A 16,477-nucleotide genomic window follows, 5' to 3' on the forward strand; every position below is an offset into this window, starting at 1 on the left:
TCTGGCGTGTGCGCGTCAAGGCTTGAGGAAAGTCGTAAAGTTGAACTTCGACTGCGGGAGGTCGGCCTGGCATGAGGTGGACGGGCGCGCGCTACACGGACAAGCCGACGGTCGAGGTGCGGACCTGGATCGCCGCCCCGCCCGAGCGGGTGTGGCAGCTGGTGCGTGACATCGGGCTGATGCCGGGCATGAGCGACGAACTCCAGTCGGTGGAGTGGCTCGACGGCGCCGAGGAGCCCGCGGTCGGCGCCCGGTTCCTCGGCCGCAACCGGCACGAGGCGTTCGGCGAGTGGACCACCACCTCGTACGTCATCGAGTGCGAACCGTGCCGCGTCCTCGCCTGGGCGGTGCAGAACCCCGACCGTCCGTCGGCGGTCTGGCGCTTCCGTCTGCACCCCGGCGACGGCGGCACCGAGCTGTCGCAGTGGATGCAGATGGGCCCAGGCCGCTCCGGATTGTCCGCGGCGATCGACCGCATGCCGGAGAAGGAACAGAAGATCGTGTTCGTACGGCTGCGGGAGCTGGAGCGTGCCATGACCACCACCCTGGGTCACCTCAAGTACCGTGCGGAGAACGGCTGATGCGCACCGCGACCACGATCGAGGCCTCCGGCGGTCAACACTGGTCGGAGCAGGCCGACTTCGTCGTGGAGGTGGAGAAACTCGGCCTGGACGTCTGCTGGGTGGCCGAGGCCTGGGGCTCCGACGCACCCTCCGCGCTCGGCTACTACGCCGCCCTGACCGACCGGATGCTGCTGGGCTCCGGTGTCCTGCAGGTCGGCACCCGCACCCCGGTGGCCGTCGCCCAGACCGCGATCACCCTGGCCAACCTCTCCGGCGGACGCTTCCTGCTCGGGCTCGGCGTCTCCGGCCCGCAGGTGATCGAGGGACTGCACGGGGTGCCCTTCGCCCGTCCGACGGCCCGTATGCGGGAGACCGTCGAGATCGTGCGCCGGGTCTTCGACGGCGGCAAACTGTCGTACCAGGGAAGCCAGTTCAGCATCCCGCTGCCCGGCGGCGAGGCCGTCCCCATGCGCCTGTCGACCCGGCCCGAACACCCCGTCCCCGTCTATCTCGCCGCCCTGTCGCCCGCCATGCTGCGGCTGACGGGTGAGATCGCCGACGGCTGGCTCGGCACCAGCTTCGTGCCCGAGGGCGCGGCCGGGGCGTACTTCGCCCACCTCGACGAAGGACTGGCCCGTGCCGGGCGCACCCGCGCCGACCTCGACGTCTGCCAGGGCGCCGAGGTCGCCTTCGCACCCGACGAGGACGCCCTCGGCGCGCTGACCGCCGGCCGGAAGAAGGAACTCGCCTTCAGCCTCGGCGGCATGGGCTCCGCCTCGACCAACTTCTACAACGCCGCCTACAGCCGCCAGGGCTGGGCGGAGGTGGCCGCCGAGGTGCGGGAGCGCTGGCAGGCGGGCGACCGGGACGGCGCGGCCGGCCTCGTCACCGACGAGATGGTGCTCGCCACGACCCTCATCGGCACCGAGCCGATGGTGCGCCGACGGCTGCGCGTGTGGCGGGACGCGGGCGTGACCACCGTACGGTTGTATCCGGCCGGGACGACTCTGCACGAGCGGCTGGCGACGCTGGGGCGGGCGATCGAGCTGGTACAGGAGGTCGACGGCGCGTCGTGAGCGGGCCGAGGAATCCGTCCGGCAGGGTGTCGATTCGCTCCGCCCCCGTTCGTCGGTGGGGTGCAGGTAGCTCTGACGACCGGGAGGAATCATGAAGTACATGCTGCTCGTCTGCGGCGACGACACCGCCGACGCCTCGGGCATGGCACCCGTCGAACCCTGGGTGGAGGAACTCGGCGACCGCGGTGCCCGGCTGCACGGCCACCGGCTCGCCCTGCCGGCCGAGGCGGTCACCGTCCGGGTGCGCGGCGGCGAGGTGCTGCGCACGGACGGCCCGTTCGCGGAGACCAAGGAGTACGTCGCCGGCTACGACATCCTCGAGTGCGACAGCCTGGAGGAGGCCGTCGAGGCGGCGGCCCGGCACCCGGTGGCCACCATCGGGGCCATGGAGGTACGGCCCTTCTGGCCCATGTGGGACGAGGAGGACCCCGAGACCGCGATCCGCGCCCTCGACACCCGCCTCACCGAGGCCCACCGTGACCGGGACATCGACGGGGTGCTGGCCTGTTACGCCCCGGACGCCGATGTCTTCCACCTCACCGGCGGGCATGAGCGGCTGGGCCTCGACGCCCACCGCAAGGCCCTGCAAGAGGTGTTCACGTCCGGGCCCGTGACCCGCGAGGTGCTGGAGTTCCGCGTCCACGTGGACGAGAGCATCGGCTTCGCCCACTCCCTCGTACGGCTGACGGGCACCCGCGCAGACGGCACCCCCTTCTCCGACACCCTGCGCGTGATCACCGGCTACCGTGACCTCGGACTGCGCCGGCTGATCACCCACGAGCAGGCCGTGTCCCTGAGGGAGGCGTGATGAAGTACGCCCTATTGTTCTCCTCGCCCGTCCGGGAGGAGGAACAGAGCCCGGCCGAGCACGCCGACGACCCGCGGTTCGCCGCCTACTTCGCCGAGGTGCGGGCGGGCCGGATCACCGGCGGGGCGCGGCTGCGGCCGCCCGCCGACGCCACCACCGTGCGCGTGCGGGGCGACGAGATCCTGCTCAGCGACGGCCCCTTCGCGGAGACCAAGGAGTACCTCGCGGGCATCGCGTTCATCGACGTGGCGGACCTGGACGAGGCCGTCGCCCTCGCCGCGAAGCATCCTGCGGCCGCCGACGGCGGCTCGGTCGAGGTTCGGCCGGTCTGGGAGTGAGCTCCACGGACGAGATCGAGGAGGCCGTCGCCGCCGCCTTCCGGGAGGACTGGGGCCAGGTCGTCGCCACCCTGATCCGGGTGACCGGCGACTGGGACCTCGCCGAGGAGTGCGCGCAGGACGCCTTCGCCCAGGCCCTCGACCGGTGGCGGCGCGACGGTGTCCCGCGCCGCCCCGGCGCCTGGCTGACGACGACCGCCCGCAACCGCGCTCTCGACGTGCTGCGCCGGGAGGCGGTGGGGGCCGCGAAACTGAGGGAGGCGGCCGTGCTGGCGCGCGACGAGACGTCGTACGACGACGGGGACGACAGCGGTGTGCAGGACGACCGGCTGCGGCTGATCTTCACCTGCTGCCATCCCGCCCTGCCCATCGAGGCCCGGGTCGCGCTCACCCTGCGCACCCTCGCCGGGCTGACCACACCGGAGATCGCCCGCGCCTTCCTCGTCCCCGAGGCGACGATGGCGCAGCGACTGGTGCGCGCCAAACGCAAGATCCGCAACGCCGGGATCCCCTACCGGGTACCGCCCGCGCACCTGCTGCCGGAGCGCACGACGGGCGTGCTCGGCGTGCTGTACCTGCTGTTCAACGAGGGGTACGCCGCCTCGTCCGGCGCCGATCTGGTCCGCAGGGACCTGTGCGCCGAGGCCGTCCGCCTCGCCCGTCTGCTGGCCCGGCTCATGCCCGACGAGCCCGAGGCGCTCGGCCTGCTCGCCCTCCTGCTGCTGCACGACGCCCGCCGGCACACGCGCGTGGACGCCTCCGGCGAACTGATCACCCTCGAGGACCAGGACCGCACCGCCTGGGACCGAGCCGAGATCGACGAGGGCACCGCCCTGCTGGAGACGGCCCTGCGCCGCGGCCGTCCCGGCGCCTACCAGATCCAGGCCGCCATCGCAGCCTGCCACACCACCGCCGCCACGGCCGAGGACACCGACTGGGCGGACATCGCCGGACTCTACGGCGAACTGGTCCGCTTCGTGCCCTCCGCCGTCGTCCGCCTCAACCGCGCAGTGGCCGTCGGCATGTCCGAGGGCCCCGACGCCGGACTCGCCCTCGTCGCCGAACTGGAACGCGAGGGCGATCTGGCCGGCTACCACCTCCTGCCCGCGACCCGCGCGGACCTGCTGCGGCGCAGCGGCCGCCGCACCGAGGCGGCCGAGGCGTACGCCCAAGCACTGGAGCTGGCGGAGAACGAGGCCGAGCGGAGATTTCTGCGAAGGCGGCTCGCGGAGTGTCGATCGGCGTAGCGGCCGTTCGTCGGTGGGGTGAAAACCGCCCCACGGCCCGGGAGGCCCCGATGAACACTCGCCGCACACTCCACAAGATTCTGACAGCGTTCCTCCGCGCAGTCGGCAGCCCCGGCACCCCCGACGTCTGGCTGGCCGGCCCGCGGCTGGGAGGCTGACCGTGGGCCGCCGCCGGTACGCCCTCGCCCTGCTCTGCGTCGCCGGGTTCATGGTGATCCTGGACGCGCAGATCGTTCTGCTCGCCCTGCCGTCCGTGACGGCCGGCCTCGGTCTGTCCGCGGACGGTGCCCAGTGGGTGATGAGCGCCTATCTGCTGACCTTCGGCGGGCTGCTGCTCCTCGGCGGCCGCACCGCCGACCTGCTGGGCCGCCGCCGGGTCTTCATGACCGGCACCCTGCTGTTCGGACTGTCCTCCCTGCTGTGCGGACTGGCCTGGACGGGCGGAGTGCTGGTCGCAGCCCGCGCCGTACAGGGCGTTTCGGCCGCCGTCATGGCGCCGAGCGCGCTGTCCCTGCTGGTGAGCACCTTCGCGGAGGGGCCCGAACGCAACAGGGCGCTCGCCGTCTGGTCCGGCAGCGGAGGCTTCGGCGCCACCGCCGCCCTCCTGATCGGCGGCCCCCTCACCGACGCCCTCGGCTGGCAGTGGGTGTTCTTCCTCAACGTGCCCGTCGCCCTGGCGCTGCTCGCCCTGACCCCGGTCCTGCTGAGCGAGAGCCGCTCGGCGGAACGCGCCCGCTCCTACGACCCGGCCGGCGCCCTCACCGCCACCGCGGCGCTCGTCGCCTGCGTGTACGCCGTCGTCCAGGCGCCGACGGCGGGTTGGCTCTCGATGCGCACGAGCGGACTGCTGGCCGCCGCCGTCGTCCTCGCCGCCCTCTTCGTCCGCGCGGAGGCCGGGTCCCGGGCGCCGCTCGTGCCGCTGTCCCTGCTGCGCGCCCGCACCGTCAGCGGCGGCAACCTGGTGGTGTTCCTGCTCGGCGCGAGCGCCTTCGGGATGTCGTACACGCTGTCCCAGTACGGCCAGGGCATCCTCGGCTACTCGCCGCTGCTGTTCGGTCTGTGCAACGTCGTGATGCCCCTCGGTGCGGTGGCCGGCTCCTACGCCGGGCAGGCCCTGGTCACCCGCGTCGGTGCCCGCCCGGTCGCGGTCGGAGGGCTGGCGCTGGTCGGCACGGGAAGCCTGCTGCTGTCCCGGATCCCGGTCGACGGCGGCTTCGTCCGCGATCTGCTGCCGGGGCTGCTGCTGTTCGGTCCGGGGCTCGGCGCCTGCGCGGTGGCCGGTTCGATCGCCGCCCTCACCGGTGTCGGGGAGCGGGAGTCGGGGGTGGCCTCCGGCATCAACACCGCGGCGTTCCAGATCGGTGGGGCCTTCGGTGTCGCGGTGGTCACCTCCGTCGCCCTGTCCCACACGAGCGGACCCGGACCCGCAGGCCTGACGGCGGGCTACCGCGCCGGGTTCACGGCCTGTGCGCTGCTGGCGACGACGGGCCTGGCCTGCGCCGCCGCCCTTCTCGGCGCATCCCGTCGCCGGGGGTCCGTCCGGGCCGTGGCCGTCACACGCCGTCGAGTGCGTTCGTGATCGCCTCGACTCCGCCGTCGACCGTGATCTCGGCGCCGTTGACGTACGACGCCTCGTCGGACAGCGGGTAGACGGCCAGCGGGGTCAACTCGTCGACCGTGCCGCCGCGCCCCTGGGGGTCGTCGCGACACGGGCACGGACGAACACCGGGTTCGCTGACGTCATCAGGGGGGTCTTGATGCAGCCGGGGTGGACGACGTTGGTCCGGATGCCGCGCGGCGCCGGTTCCAGCGCCGCAGAAGACGCTCACCCCCGGCACGTCCTGCACCGGTGTCTCGTCCTCACCGTGGCGTCAGGTCAGGAGGCGGTGGCGGACCGCGTCTCCGCCTCCTTCGCGATCTCCTCGAACCGGGCGCCCATCGCCGCCGCCAGCGCCTGGGCGCCCGACAACGGCCGCACCATCACGGTGAGTTCGTCGATCAGGCCGTTGTCGTCCAGGTGGATGAAGTCGCAGCCCGTCAGCTCCCGGTCGCCCACGCGCGCGCCGAAGACCAGAGCGTGGTCGCGGCCGTCGCTTCCGCCGCTGAGCTCGCGCTCGTAGCGGAAGTCCTCGAAGACCTGGGAGACCGCGCGCAGGATCGCCGCGGTGATCGCCTTGCCCGGGTACGGCTTGAACACCACCGGGCTGGTGAACACGACGTCCTCCGCCAGCAGCGCCTCGACGGCATCGAGATCGCCGGCCTCGACCGCCTCGCGGAACGCGCGCATCGGATCACCTCATAGTCAATTAGTTGAGTAGGTGAGGATGAGGGTAATCAGCTGCCGCGACCCTGTCCACTAGGCTGACGTGGGTGTTCAGCCCTGAAGGCCCCAGCCTGCGAGAACTCGCCGTCCAGGCCCTGTCCTCCGTGGAGCGGGGATACGACCTGCTCGCTCCGAAGTTCGACCACACCCCCTTCCGGACGCCCGACTCCGTCCTGGAGGCCGTCGCCTCGGCGCTGGCGCGGACGGGTCCCTTCGACGACGGACTCGACCTGTGCTGCGGCACGGGCGCGGGCATCGACGTGCTGGCGCGGGTGTGTCGGCGCAGTGTCACCGGGGTCGACTTCAGCGCGGGGATGCTGGCGGTGGCGCGGGAGCGGGTCCGGCCGGCCGGTTCGCGGGTGGCCTGGGTGCGTGCGGACGCCCGCGCGCTGCCGTTCCGGTCCGCCTTCGACCTCGTGGTCAGCTTCGGGGCGTTCGGGCACTTCCTGCCGCAGGAGGTGCCGGGGCTGTTCGCCGAGGTCCACTCGGTGCTGCGGCCGGGCGGGTGTTTCGCGTTCCCCGTCCTGGCCCCACCCCGGCCCTCGTCGCCCGCGTACTGGATGCTGCTGGGTTTCGACGCGGTGATGCGGGTGCGCAACGCCGTGTGGCGTCCGCCGTTCGTCATGTACTACCGGGCCTTCCGACTGTCGGATGTACGGCGGGAGTTGGAGCGAGCCGGATTCGTCGTCGAGTTGCAGGCGCTGGAGGAGTTCGGGCGGCGGAGCGACGGCAGTCCGCGGGTGCGGATGGTCGTGGCCCGGCGTCCGCTGTCCTCGCTCAGCCCGCGGCCGGAAGCATGAACTCGTAGACCAAGGCGTCCTGTTGGGCGTCCACCAGCAGGTCCGTGATCTCCAGTGGCCGCGCGTACTGGTCGTGCACGCGCCGTGTCACCCGGACCGAGGGCGTGTCCGGGAGCGGGGTGATGGCGTCCCGGTGGTGCAGGGTCAGGCCGGCCTTGCGCATCCACTCATAGGCGCGGTGCAGCTGCGCCGAGGATGCGCCGTCGGCGCGGTCACGGTAGCGGGCCAGTTCCTCGACCTCCGCCAGGGCGACCGCGGAGAACGACGTCACCGCCGTACGCCGTCCGCGGCCGTCGGCGCCCGTGGACTCGTAGCGGTGCATCAGGGTCGGGTGGTGCGGGGCGAGGCCGAGGGCCTCGGCGTGCTCGGGCGGGGGCGCCTCCCAGGTGACCGTGGCCCGGTCCACGGCGCGCGGGTCCGCGGCCCGGGCGCCGACCGGGAAGGCGGGCGTGGAGGGTGTCTCCACCGGCAGGCCCGGCAGTGTGGCGTGGCTGCCGCGCCGGTCGGTGCAGACCAGTCCGTCGCGGCGCAGCACCTCCAGTGCCTGCCGGACCGTCTCCCTGCTGACCTCGAAATGTGCGGCCAACCGCCGTTCGCTCGGCAGCCGTTCGCCGGGCGGAATCGTGCCGTCGCGCAACTCGCCGAGCAGTCGCGTCGCTACACGCCAGTACAGCGGCTGCTGATCGGTGACCGGATGGTCGGTGCGGGCCATGCCGCGCCTCCTGTTGGTGACATGCCGTAGCCGTGCGGGCTCATTGCGCCACCAGATCTAGCATTGGTCTAAACCAGCAGGGAAGGGTGGGCGGCCGGTTCGGCCGAAACCGGCCCGCCCGCACCGGCGTTCACAGAGCGCTGTACAGGGCCTCGATCAGCGCCATCTTCCGTGGGTCGTTGGCGATCTGAGGCCCCATCCGGTTCATCACATAGCCGAGCGACACCCCCGCCTCCGGGTCCGCGAGTCCGCACGAGCCGCCGAACCCGTCGTGTCCGAAAGCACGCGGGTTGGGGCCGTAGGAGCCGTTGTCACCGCTCAGCCACAGGCCGAGCCCGATCTCCGTCTCGGCATCGAGGCCGGCCCCCAGCACCAGGTCGCGGCAGCCGCCCTGCCCCTCACGCACCCGCTCGGCCGCCTCCGGGGACAGGACGCGACGGCCGCCGTACGTCCCCCTGCCCGCGAAGATCCCGTACAGCGCGGCGACCGCCCGCGCCGTGCCGTGCCCGTTCGCGGCCGGGATCTCGGCGGCCCGCCATGCGGGCGAGTTGGCCTCGTCCGCACCCACCACCGGATTGGCCAGCGCCGCCAGTGCCGCGGGCGTCAACTGGCTGAAGATCGCGGCCTGTTCGCTGCTCGACGCGACCGGCGGATGCACCAGCTCGGCCGCCCTGCCCGCCTCCTGCTCCGGCAGCCCGATGGTGAAGTCGATCCCGAGCGGGCCGGTCACCTCGCGGGCGAGGAAGGCGCTGGGCAGCTGCCCCGAGACCCGCCGGACCACCTCGCCGACCAGGAAGCCGTACGTGAACGCGTGGTAGCCGGACGCGGTCCCCGGTTGCCACCAGGGTTCCGTCGCCGCGAGCCGCCCGGTCGTGAACTCCCAGTCGTAGAGCTGCTCGACCGAGTGCGGCTCACGCAGCCCCGACAGTCCGGCCCGGTGGGAGAGCAGATGCCGTACGAGCACCTCCTCCTTGCCGGCCGCGGCGAACTCGGGCCAGTATTTGGCCACGGGCGCGTCGAGGTCGAGCAGGCCCCGGTCGGCGAGGACGTGCGCGCACAGTGCCGTCGGGCCCTTGGTGGTCGACCACACGTTGACCAGGGTGTCCCGCTCCCAGGGCCGGGTGCGGTCCGCGTCCGCCCAGCCGCCCCACAGGTCGACCACGACCTCGCCGCCGACGCTCACCGCGACCGCGGCGCCCAGTTCGCCCCGTTCCCGGAAGTTCTCCTCGAACGCCGTCCGCACCGCCGCGAACCGCTCGTCGCAGTAACCGACCACACCTGGCTCATGCTCCGCCATGGGGCCCTCCGTCGTCCGCCGGAACCCCGGGCCGCACCGTCGCGACCCGGGGTTCCTGAACGTACCGACTGGTCGGACTGGAGGGAAGGTCAGAGAAGGAACAGCTTGTCCTCCGGTTCCCGGTGACCGTCCGTGTCGTGCCAGTAGTCCCGGGTCTCGACCGCGAGGCCGTCGGCGTCGAACCGTACGAACACGCAGCCCGCGAGGGTGGACGGCACCCCGTCCTCCTCGCTCAGCACCCGGAACTCGGCGACCGCGATCCCGTCCTGGCCGACCACGGGCGGCGAGAACCGTACGTCCGTCACCCGCTCCCGCTCGAACGACCAGCTCAGATAGGCGGCGAGCTCGGCCCGCCCCCGGTGCGGCTCACGGAAGGGCATCGAGCGGTGGACGCAGTCCCCGGCGTACAGGTCGAGGAGCGCGTCCACGTCGTGCGCGGCCCAGCCGCGCTCCCAGACCCGTACGAACCGCTCGGCGGCCTCACGCGTGTCCACGGCCGACTCCCTCAGGCATACGACCGCAGCCAGCGCAGCTTCGTCGCCTCTTGGTAAGGCCCGCCGCCCTCGTGGTCGTTGAAGTCGTACACCTCGATCGTCCTGTCCTCATGGGCCCAGGCGTTGAAGGCCGCGAAGACGGTCGAGGGCGGGCAGGTCTGGTCCTCCAGGGCCGCCGAGAACAGCGCCGGCGCGCGGCCGCGGGCGGCGAAGTGGACTCCGTCGAAGTAGGACAGGGTGCGCAGGGCGTCCTCGGAGCGGCCGCGGTGCGTCTTGAGGAACAGGCCGATCTCCCGGTAGGGGTGACGGTCCGTCAGAGTCGCGGCACGCGGGTAGTCGCACAGGAACGGCACGTCCGGCGCCGCCGCCACCAGGTCGGGGACCAGACCGGCGACGGCGATGGTGATGCCGCCTCCCTGGCTCGCGCCGACCGCGACCGTGCGGGAGGCGTCGGTCAGCGGGTGGGAGCGGGCCGCCTCGACGGCACGGACGGCGTCGGTGAACACCCGGCGGTAGTAGTAGTTCTCCGGCGCGTCGATACCGCGGGTCATGAAGCCCGGGTAGGCGGGCGCGCCGCCCACCGGGTCCGCGGTGCCACCCCCACCGCCCCAGGCGCTGCCCTGTCCGCGGGTGTCCATCACGAAGTGCGCCCGGCCGGTGGACGCCCACAGCAGATGCTCGTGCGGCAGGCCGCGTCCGCCGCCGTACCCGACGAACTCCACCACCAGCGGCAGGGGTTCGGACGCCCCGGCGGGCAGCGTCAGCCAGCCCTTCACCGGGTGCCCGCCGAATCCGGCGAACGTCACGTCGTACACCTCGACCGTCGTCAGCCCGGTGTCGACCGGCTCGAAGCGGGCGTCCAGGTCGTGCTCGCGGGCCTCCTGCAGGGTCTTGGACCAGAACGCGTCGAAGTCCTCGGGCTCGACGGACGCGCTGCGGTACTCACGGAGTTCGTCGAGGGGGAGGTCGAACAGGGCCATGTAGGACCGCCTTCGCATAGGGACCGTGCGGATGATCAACACCGTACGTGTGCGATCGGACGACTGGCCAGATCTTTCCCGGACCGCGCCCGCGCGATCACCTCCGCACGGCGGCCGTCAGGGGCCGCCCGCCTGGCGGCGGGTCCACTGCGGCTCCGTGCGGGCCCATTCCCTCTCCCACTCGGTCAGCCGGCGGCCGATGGCCACGCGCCGGACGACTGCATTGCCGAGGAGGATCACCGCGACCGCGCCGCCCGCGCCACAGACGCCCATGGTGACGGTGTGCTGCCAGATCTGCGTCCGGCCCGGCGGCGGACCCACCGGCCGGTTGCGGGCGTCGAACCATACGTCCACCGTCTCTCCGTGCCGCGTCCCCGCGGGAACGCGCGCCTCGGTGGTGTGCGGCCCGGTGACGGGGTCCGTCCAGCGCACGTTCACCCGGAACGAGTGCTCCCGACCGCCCTGCACCGCGGGCGCCCGCTCGGGCGTCGCGCCGACGACCACCACACGCGTCCGATGCCGGTCCGCGCGCTCCGCCGCGGCGGCGGCCCCGGCCTGGTCGTGCGCCCACCAGCCCGTGACGGCCCCCGCGAGCGGCGCGCCGACGAACAGCAGGAGCGCGACGACCAGCGTCGTCCACGCCTCCACCACGTCCGACCGGCGCCGCAGCGGATTGCGCCGCCAGCGCCAGCCGCGCACCCGGGTCCGCATGTCGACCTCCTCGCCGTCACCGAAACCGGAGGGGCCATGTGTTCAGCCGCACCTGCTTGGTCCGTATTGTCCCCCCGGACCGTGTACGCGCGCGAGTGCCCATGAACATCGGGTACCCAGCGCCTCGAAGATCGCTCACCGTGAACGGCCGGTGACGGCCCCGGTGCCCGGCCGTCAGCCGAAGCGTTCGATGCGGATCCGGTCCACGGGCTGGCCGGCCTCGACCAGCAGCCGCGAGGCGTGCTCGGCGAAGGCGTTCGATCCGCACACATAGGCCTCCCACCCACCATCGGGCGGCTCGGCCAGGAGCGGCGCCACATGTGCGGCGGCCATACGTCCCACCGCCACGCCCCGGGGTGCGCGGCGCGTGAACACGGGCGTCGTCTCGGCGCCCAACTCCCGTGCGTAGATGAGCTCCTCGGGGCTGCGCGCGGACACCAGCAGGCGCAGCGGCACGTCGAGGCCACGCGCCCGGTGGTGCCGGACCATCGACATCAGCGGTACGACCCCGGAGCCCGCGCCGATGAGCAGGGCGGGCCGGTCGCCCGGCCAGGCGAAGAACCCGCTCACCGGACCGCGCACCTCCACCTCGTCGCCCGGCTCGGCCACCGTGTGGAACCAGCCGGAGACCTCGCCGCCCTCCACGTGATCCAGGGTCAGCTCGATGTGCCCGGCGTCGTCCGGCGCGGAGGCGATCGAGTAGTGGCGCTGGGCCACATAACCGTCCTCGGCGGTCAGCCGCAGCATCAGGTGCTGGCCCGGAAGGTGCCCAGGCCAGGCGGGCACCGCGAACCGGAACGTGGAGACGTATGGCGTCTCACGGCGGACCTCGGTCAGGGTGGCCGTCTGCCAGACCACGGCGGCCTGGCCACTCACGGCGATACGGCCGGGCACGGCGAAGCGCGTCGGGGGAGTGAAGGCGGGAGAAGGGGCCGTTGTCGTGGAAGGGGTCGCTGCGGTCATCTGCTCAGTCACCGTTGCCGGGGAAGGGGTCGCTGCGGTCCTCTGCTCAGTCACCGGAGTACCGCTGCTCCTCCCACGGGTTGCCGCGCTCGTGGTAGCCGTTCCGCTCCCAGAAACCGGGCTCGTCGTGGTCGAGAAGCCGGATGCCCGCGATCCACTTGGCGCTCTTCCAGAAGTACAGATGCGGCACCAGCAGCCGCGCCGGCCCGCCGTGCTCGGGGGCGAGCGGCTCGCCCTCGTACGTGAACGCGATCCAGGCCCGTCCGCCGGTCAGGTCCGCGAGCGGCAGGTTCGCGGTGTACCCGGTGTGCGAGTAGGCGACGGCATGGGTGGCGGACGCCTGGGGCCGCACCACGTCGAGGAAGGCGTCCAGTGACACGCCCCCGAACCGGACCCCGAACTTCGACCAGCTCGTCACACAGTGGATGTCGCCCTCGTAGGCCGACGCCGGCAGCGCCTGCGCCGCGTCCCAGTCCCAGGTGCACGGCCGCTCGACCAGCCCGTCGACGCGGAAGGTCCAGTCGGCCGGCGCCAGCTCGGGGGTGACCTCCGCGGACAGGACGGGCCAGTCGTCGCCCGTGTCGTACTGGCCGGGCGGGAGGCCCGGACGGTGGGCGCGGGGGCGCCCGGTGAAACCTCGGGTGACGTTCATACGGATCCAGCGGGACGGAAGTGATGACCTACCGGGTCAACCGTACGTGCCACCCGGATCCGCCCCGGCCCCGGGCCGCCCGTCGATCATTAAAGACGTATGAACACTCCCCGGCCTCGGGAATAGCGCCCTCCGCCCGCGCCTTGCCGCCTGATGCCGGAACCGGTGTCCCGCACACCCGGTGACCACGCGGCAGCGAAGGAGAGTGGAACATGCCCAAGGCGTACGTCTACACGCGCTTCGGCGGACCGGAGACCGAGGCCCTCGTCGACCTGGACCGGCCCAGCCCGGGGCCTGGGCAGGTGCTGGTCGCGGTGCGTGCCGCGGGTGTGAACCCCGTCGACTGGAAGCTGCGCACCGGCTACCGGCGCCTCGGGGAGAGCGGTGAGCCGGTGTTTCCGGTGGTGCTGGGCAACGAGGCCTCCGGTGTCGTCGTCGAGACCGGTGCCGACGTGACCGGGTTCACCGCCGGGGACGAGGTCTTCGGCAACACCGCGACCGGCGGCTATGCCGAGTACACGCTGCTGCCCGCCGCCATCACGGCGCACAAGCCGGCCGGCCTCTCCTTCCGGGACGCGGCCACCCTCCCCGTCGCGGCCGCGACCGCGTACGACGGCGTCCACCAGCTGGGCCTGCCCGCCGGCGCGACCGTCCTGATCACCGGCGCGGGCGGAGGGGTCGGCAGCGCGGCCGTGCAGATCGCCCGGGCCCTCGGCCTGCGGGTGGTGGGCGTCGCGAGCGAGGCGAAGAAGGACTTCGTGGAGGCGCTGGGCGCGGTGTACGTCCCCTCGGGACCGGACCTGGCGGCGCGGGTGCGCGCGGCGGCGCCCGACGGCGTGCACGGTGTCTACGACCTGGTCGGCGAAGAGGTGCTCACCGAGGCGGCGACACTGCTCGACGACCGTGGAAAGCTGATCACCGCCGCCGCCCCACCCGCAACCGTCGAGGAACTCGGCGGGGCCCGGGTCGCCCGAGCCCGCGACGCGGCGGTCCTGGCCGCGGTCGCCCAGCTGGTGATCGACGGCGACCTGGACCCGCACGTGACCGGCACCTACCCGCTGGAGCGGGCCGGCGAGGCACTGCGCGAGGTCGAGGACGGCCACGCGCGCGGCAAGATCGTGATCGAGGTCGCCGCGTGAGCCACGTCCTGGACAACCCCGCCCTCGCCTCCCTGACCGGCCCGCACGCCCACTTCGCCGAGTGGCACGGGCGGGTGGTGCGCTACCCGGTCGACGTGACCCCCTGGCTGGCGCTGCCCGACCAGCCCGACGCCGGTGACTGGGCCGACCTCGCGGCCCTCGCGGGCCCCGGCGCCGAGGTGCCGCTGCTCGGTTTCAGCGGCGCGGTGCCGGCCGGCTGGGAGGTCACCTTCCACATCGAGGGCGTGCAACTGGTCGACGACGGTCTCGAGGCCGCGCCCGAGCCGGAGGCCGTCCGGCTCGGTCCCGCCGACGTCCCCCAGATGCTCGACCTGGTCGAACGCACCCGGCCCGGCCCCTTCCTGCCCCGCACCATCGAGATGGGCACCTACCTGGGCATACGGCGGGACGGCGCGCTGATAGCGATGGCGGGGGAGCGGCTGCACCCGCCGGGCTGGACCGAGATCAGCGCGGTCTGCACCGACCCCGCCTTCCGCGGCGAGGGCCTCGCGACCCGGCTGATCCGCGCCGTCGCCCACGGCATACGGGAACGCGGCGAGACCCCGTTCCTGCACACCGGCGCAGGCAACACGAACGCCATCCGCCTCTACGAGTCCCTCGGCTTCCGACTGCGGCGCACCACCACGTTCGGCGCGGCCCGCATACCGGAACACCTCGCGGACGAACAGGCGGTGACGGTCGCTTAGGGTACGCCGGGATCAGGGCCGGGAGTTGACGCCGTCCGCCCGTCCCCAGGTGTTGTAGCGCACCAGATAGGAGGCGAACCGCTCCAGGTCCTCCTCCGGCCAGCCCTTCAGCCGCTCGCGGAAGGCCGCCCGGCGGCTGTCGGTGACCTGGGCGAGGATCTCGCGGCCGGCGTCGGTCAGCTGCAGGACCTGGACGCGATGGTCGTCGGCGTCCGGCCGCCGCTCGATCAGCCGCGCCCGCTCCAGCGCGGCCACCTGGCGGCTGACCGTCGACTTGTCCAGGGCGTAGTGGGCGGCCAGATCGGTGGCCCGGCAACCGCCGCTCTCCTCCAGATGCCCCAGCAGCGTGTACGACACCAGGGACAGCTCGGGGTGCATCCGTCCCGCCGACGCCCGGGCGCGGCGGGCGAAGGCCGTCATCTCCCGCTGAATCGTCTCCACGGCCTCATCAGCGTTCACGGCTCCTCCTCACTACGCCCCTCATCTAGTTGTATAATACAACTTGATGGAGGGTTGTATGAGTCAACCAGCAGGAGGTCGAGGAGACCGAGGAGACCGTCGGCGTCTGACGGTTGGGGTAGTGTTTCCGTTCGGCCGCGGAACGTCCCGGCCGCCGGAGAACGAGGAGGTGAGACCCATTACCGCTGTATCAGCCCGGGTGCTCTCTCCTCTGGTCGAAGCGGATCGCCGCCGGTAGGCGACCGCGAGAGCGCCCTTCGCCCCACCGAAAGGCTCTCGGCTTCCATGCCCTCATCTCCCTCGTCGCCCTCGTCGCCCTCGTCGTCCTCGTCGGTCGAATCCGTCGCCGCCGTCCTGCGCTCGGCGGGCTGCGTCTTCGCCGAGGACGAGGCCCGGTTGATCCTGTCCCAGGCCCGCACACCGCGGGAACTCACCGTCCTGGTCGACCGCCGCGTGGCCGGTCTGCCCCTCGAACTCGTCCTGGGCTGGGCGGAGTTCCGCGGCCTGCGCATCCTCGTCGAACCCGGCGTCTTCGTACCCCGCCGCCGTACCGAGTTCCTCGTCGAGCAGGCTCTTGCCCAGGCCCCCGAGGCGTCCGTCGTGGTGGACCTGTGCTGCGGCACGGGCGCCGTCGGCACCGCTCTGGCCACCGCGCTCGGCGACGCCGAACTGCACGCCGCCGACATCGACCCGGCCGCGGTGCGCTGCGCCCGCCGCAATGTCGCCGGCGTGGGCGGACGCGTGCACGCGGGCGATCTGTTCGCCGCGCTGCCGCCCGGTCTGCGGGGCCGCGTCGACATCCTCGCGGCCAATGTGCCGTACGTCCCCACCGACGAGGTGGGTCTGCTGCCCGCCGAGGCCCGCGATCACGAACCGCTGGTCGCCCTCGACGGCGGCACGGACGGACTCGACGTCCTGCGCCGGGTCGCGGCCCAGGCGCCGCACTGGCTGGCACCGGGCGGTTGCCTGCTGATCGAGACGAGCGAGGCACAGGCACCCACGGCCGTCGAGGCGTTCACCCGGGCCGGACTGACGACCCGTCTGGCGGTCTCGGAGGAGTGGTACGCCCATGTGGTGATCGGCACCAGGCGCTGAGCGCTCCGCCGGGATCGCCGCGATGTGCCGTCGGTCGTCCGCGGCGTCGTCAGGGCGCTACGGAACCGCAGCGGACTTCACCAGGACCGCTTGGACGGGCCGACGTCACGTCG

Annotated in this window: 19 protein-coding genes; 10 read left to right on the top strand and 9 right to left on the bottom strand. The window is 72.8% G+C overall.

What is annotated here, in order from left to right; all coding sequences use genetic code 11:
* Positions 1 to 71 precede the first annotated feature (71 nt).
* From ABZZ74_RS15010 to ABZZ74_RS15035, 6 genes are all read left to right on the top strand, one after another.
* Positions 72 to 581, top strand: coding sequence for an SRPBCC family protein (locus ABZZ74_RS15010; protein ID WP_356764795.1), 510 nt, complete (start codon positions 72 to 74; stop codon positions 579 to 581).
* On the top strand, positions 581 to 1,639 hold the full coding sequence (locus ABZZ74_RS15015; RefSeq protein WP_356764797.1) for an LLM class flavin-dependent oxidoreductase: 1,059 nt from the start codon (positions 581 to 583) through the stop codon (positions 1,637 to 1,639). Before ABZZ74_RS15010 ends, ABZZ74_RS15015 begins: the two co-directional genes overlap by 1 nt.
* Positions 1,640 to 1,730: 91 nt before the next feature.
* Complete coding sequence (locus tag ABZZ74_RS15020; protein ID WP_356764799.1) at positions 1,731 to 2,447, top strand: YciI family protein; 717 nt, start codon at positions 1,731 to 1,733, stop codon at positions 2,445 to 2,447.
* Positions 2,447 to 2,785: a YciI family protein gene (locus tag ABZZ74_RS15025; protein WP_356764801.1), complete on the top strand. Its 339-nt coding sequence runs from the start codon at positions 2,447 to 2,449 to the stop codon at positions 2,783 to 2,785. Before ABZZ74_RS15020 ends, ABZZ74_RS15025 begins: the two co-directional genes overlap by 1 nt.
* Positions 2,782 to 4,032, top strand: a complete 1,251-nt coding sequence (locus ABZZ74_RS15030) for an RNA polymerase sigma factor (protein ID WP_356764803.1) — start codon at positions 2,782 to 2,784, stop codon at positions 4,030 to 4,032. The genes ABZZ74_RS15025 and ABZZ74_RS15030 overlap by 4 nt, the downstream gene beginning before the upstream one ends.
* Before the next feature lie 160 nt (positions 4,033 to 4,192).
* Positions 4,193 to 5,611, top strand: coding sequence for an MFS transporter (locus ABZZ74_RS15035; RefSeq protein ID WP_356764805.1), 1,419 nt, complete (start codon positions 4,193 to 4,195; stop codon positions 5,609 to 5,611).
* Positions 5,612 to 5,908: 297 nt separating this feature from the next.
* Here ABZZ74_RS15035 and ABZZ74_RS15040 read toward each other — a convergent pair whose 3' ends face one another.
* The gene (locus tag ABZZ74_RS15040) at positions 5,909 to 6,319 is read right to left on the bottom strand and encodes a nuclear transport factor 2 family protein (protein WP_356764807.1); all 411 of its coding nucleotides are present in this window, start codon (positions 6,317 to 6,319) and stop codon (positions 5,909 to 5,911) included.
* Positions 6,320 to 6,402: 83 nt separating this feature from the next.
* Between ABZZ74_RS15040 and ABZZ74_RS15045 the strand changes: the two genes are divergently transcribed.
* On the top strand, positions 6,403 to 7,155 hold the full coding sequence (locus tag ABZZ74_RS15045; protein ID WP_356764809.1) for a class I SAM-dependent methyltransferase: 753 nt from the start codon (positions 6,403 to 6,405) through the stop codon (positions 7,153 to 7,155).
* Here the strand turns inward: ABZZ74_RS15045 and ABZZ74_RS15050 are convergent.
* The 7 genes from ABZZ74_RS15050 to ABZZ74_RS15080 all read right to left on the bottom strand — a co-directional run bounded on the left by ABZZ74_RS15050 (position 7,133) and on the right by ABZZ74_RS15080 (position 12,964).
* Positions 7,133 to 7,867, bottom strand: coding sequence for a winged helix-turn-helix domain-containing protein (locus ABZZ74_RS15050; RefSeq protein ID WP_356764811.1), 735 nt, complete (start codon positions 7,865 to 7,867; stop codon positions 7,133 to 7,135). The two genes, ABZZ74_RS15045 and ABZZ74_RS15050, sit on opposite strands and share 23 nt — an antisense overlap.
* Positions 7,868 to 7,997: 130 nt before the next feature.
* Positions 7,998 to 9,164: a serine hydrolase domain-containing protein gene (locus tag ABZZ74_RS15055; RefSeq protein WP_356764813.1), complete on the bottom strand. Its 1,167-nt coding sequence runs from the start codon at positions 9,162 to 9,164 to the stop codon at positions 7,998 to 8,000.
* An 89-nt stretch (positions 9,165 to 9,253) separates the two neighbouring features.
* Positions 9,254 to 9,658, bottom strand: a complete 405-nt coding sequence (locus tag ABZZ74_RS15060; RefSeq protein ID WP_356764815.1) for a nuclear transport factor 2 family protein — start codon at positions 9,656 to 9,658, stop codon at positions 9,254 to 9,256.
* 11 nt (positions 9,659 to 9,669) lie between these two features.
* Positions 9,670 to 10,638 (bottom strand): acetylxylan esterase, encoded by a 969-nt coding sequence (locus tag ABZZ74_RS15065; protein ID WP_356764817.1) that lies wholly within the window; start codon positions 10,636 to 10,638, stop codon positions 9,670 to 9,672.
* Positions 10,639 to 10,755: 117 nt separating this feature from the next.
* Positions 10,756 to 11,349, bottom strand: coding sequence for a hypothetical protein (locus ABZZ74_RS15070; protein ID WP_356764819.1), 594 nt, complete (start codon positions 11,347 to 11,349; stop codon positions 10,756 to 10,758).
* A 174-nt stretch (positions 11,350 to 11,523) separates the two neighbouring features.
* Positions 11,524 to 12,312 (bottom strand): ferredoxin reductase, encoded by a 789-nt coding sequence (locus ABZZ74_RS15075; RefSeq protein ID WP_356764821.1) that lies wholly within the window; start codon positions 12,310 to 12,312, stop codon positions 11,524 to 11,526.
* A gap of 46 nt (positions 12,313 to 12,358) precedes the next feature.
* Positions 12,359 to 12,964: a sulfite oxidase-like oxidoreductase gene (locus tag ABZZ74_RS15080; RefSeq protein ID WP_356764823.1), complete on the bottom strand. Its 606-nt coding sequence runs from the start codon at positions 12,962 to 12,964 to the stop codon at positions 12,359 to 12,361.
* A gap of 212 nt (positions 12,965 to 13,176) precedes the next feature.
* Here ABZZ74_RS15080 and ABZZ74_RS15085 point away from each other — a divergent pair, with 212 nt between their 5' ends.
* Positions 13,177 to 14,103 carry an NADP-dependent oxidoreductase gene (locus ABZZ74_RS15085; protein ID WP_356764824.1) on the top strand — a complete coding sequence of 309 codons (927 nt, stop codon included), beginning with the start codon at positions 13,177 to 13,179 and terminating at the stop codon, positions 14,101 to 14,103.
* Positions 14,100 to 14,810, top strand: a complete 711-nt coding sequence (locus tag ABZZ74_RS15090; protein ID WP_356764826.1) for a GNAT family N-acetyltransferase — start codon at positions 14,100 to 14,102, stop codon at positions 14,808 to 14,810. Before ABZZ74_RS15085 ends, ABZZ74_RS15090 begins: the two co-directional genes overlap by 4 nt.
* A gap of 12 nt (positions 14,811 to 14,822) precedes the next feature.
* On the opposite strand, the gene ABZZ74_RS15095 is transcribed toward ABZZ74_RS15090, so the two are convergent.
* A complete protein-coding gene (locus ABZZ74_RS15095; protein WP_356764828.1) occupies positions 14,823 to 15,269 on the bottom strand; it encodes a MarR family winged helix-turn-helix transcriptional regulator in 447 nt (148 codons plus the stop codon).
* Between the two features lie 285 nt (positions 15,270 to 15,554).
* On the opposite strand from ABZZ74_RS15095, the gene ABZZ74_RS15100 reads away from it, so the two are divergent.
* Complete coding sequence (locus tag ABZZ74_RS15100) at positions 15,555 to 16,364, top strand: putative protein N(5)-glutamine methyltransferase (RefSeq protein ID WP_356764830.1); 810 nt, start codon at positions 15,555 to 15,557, stop codon at positions 16,362 to 16,364.
* Positions 16,365 to 16,477: the final 113 nt, after the last annotated feature.

Origin of the sequence: Streptomyces sp. NPDC006476, from assembly GCF_040612015.1 — a bacterium.
GTDB classification, from domain to species: domain Bacteria; phylum Actinomycetota; class Actinomycetes; order Streptomycetales; family Streptomycetaceae; genus Streptomyces; species Streptomyces griseorubiginosus_B.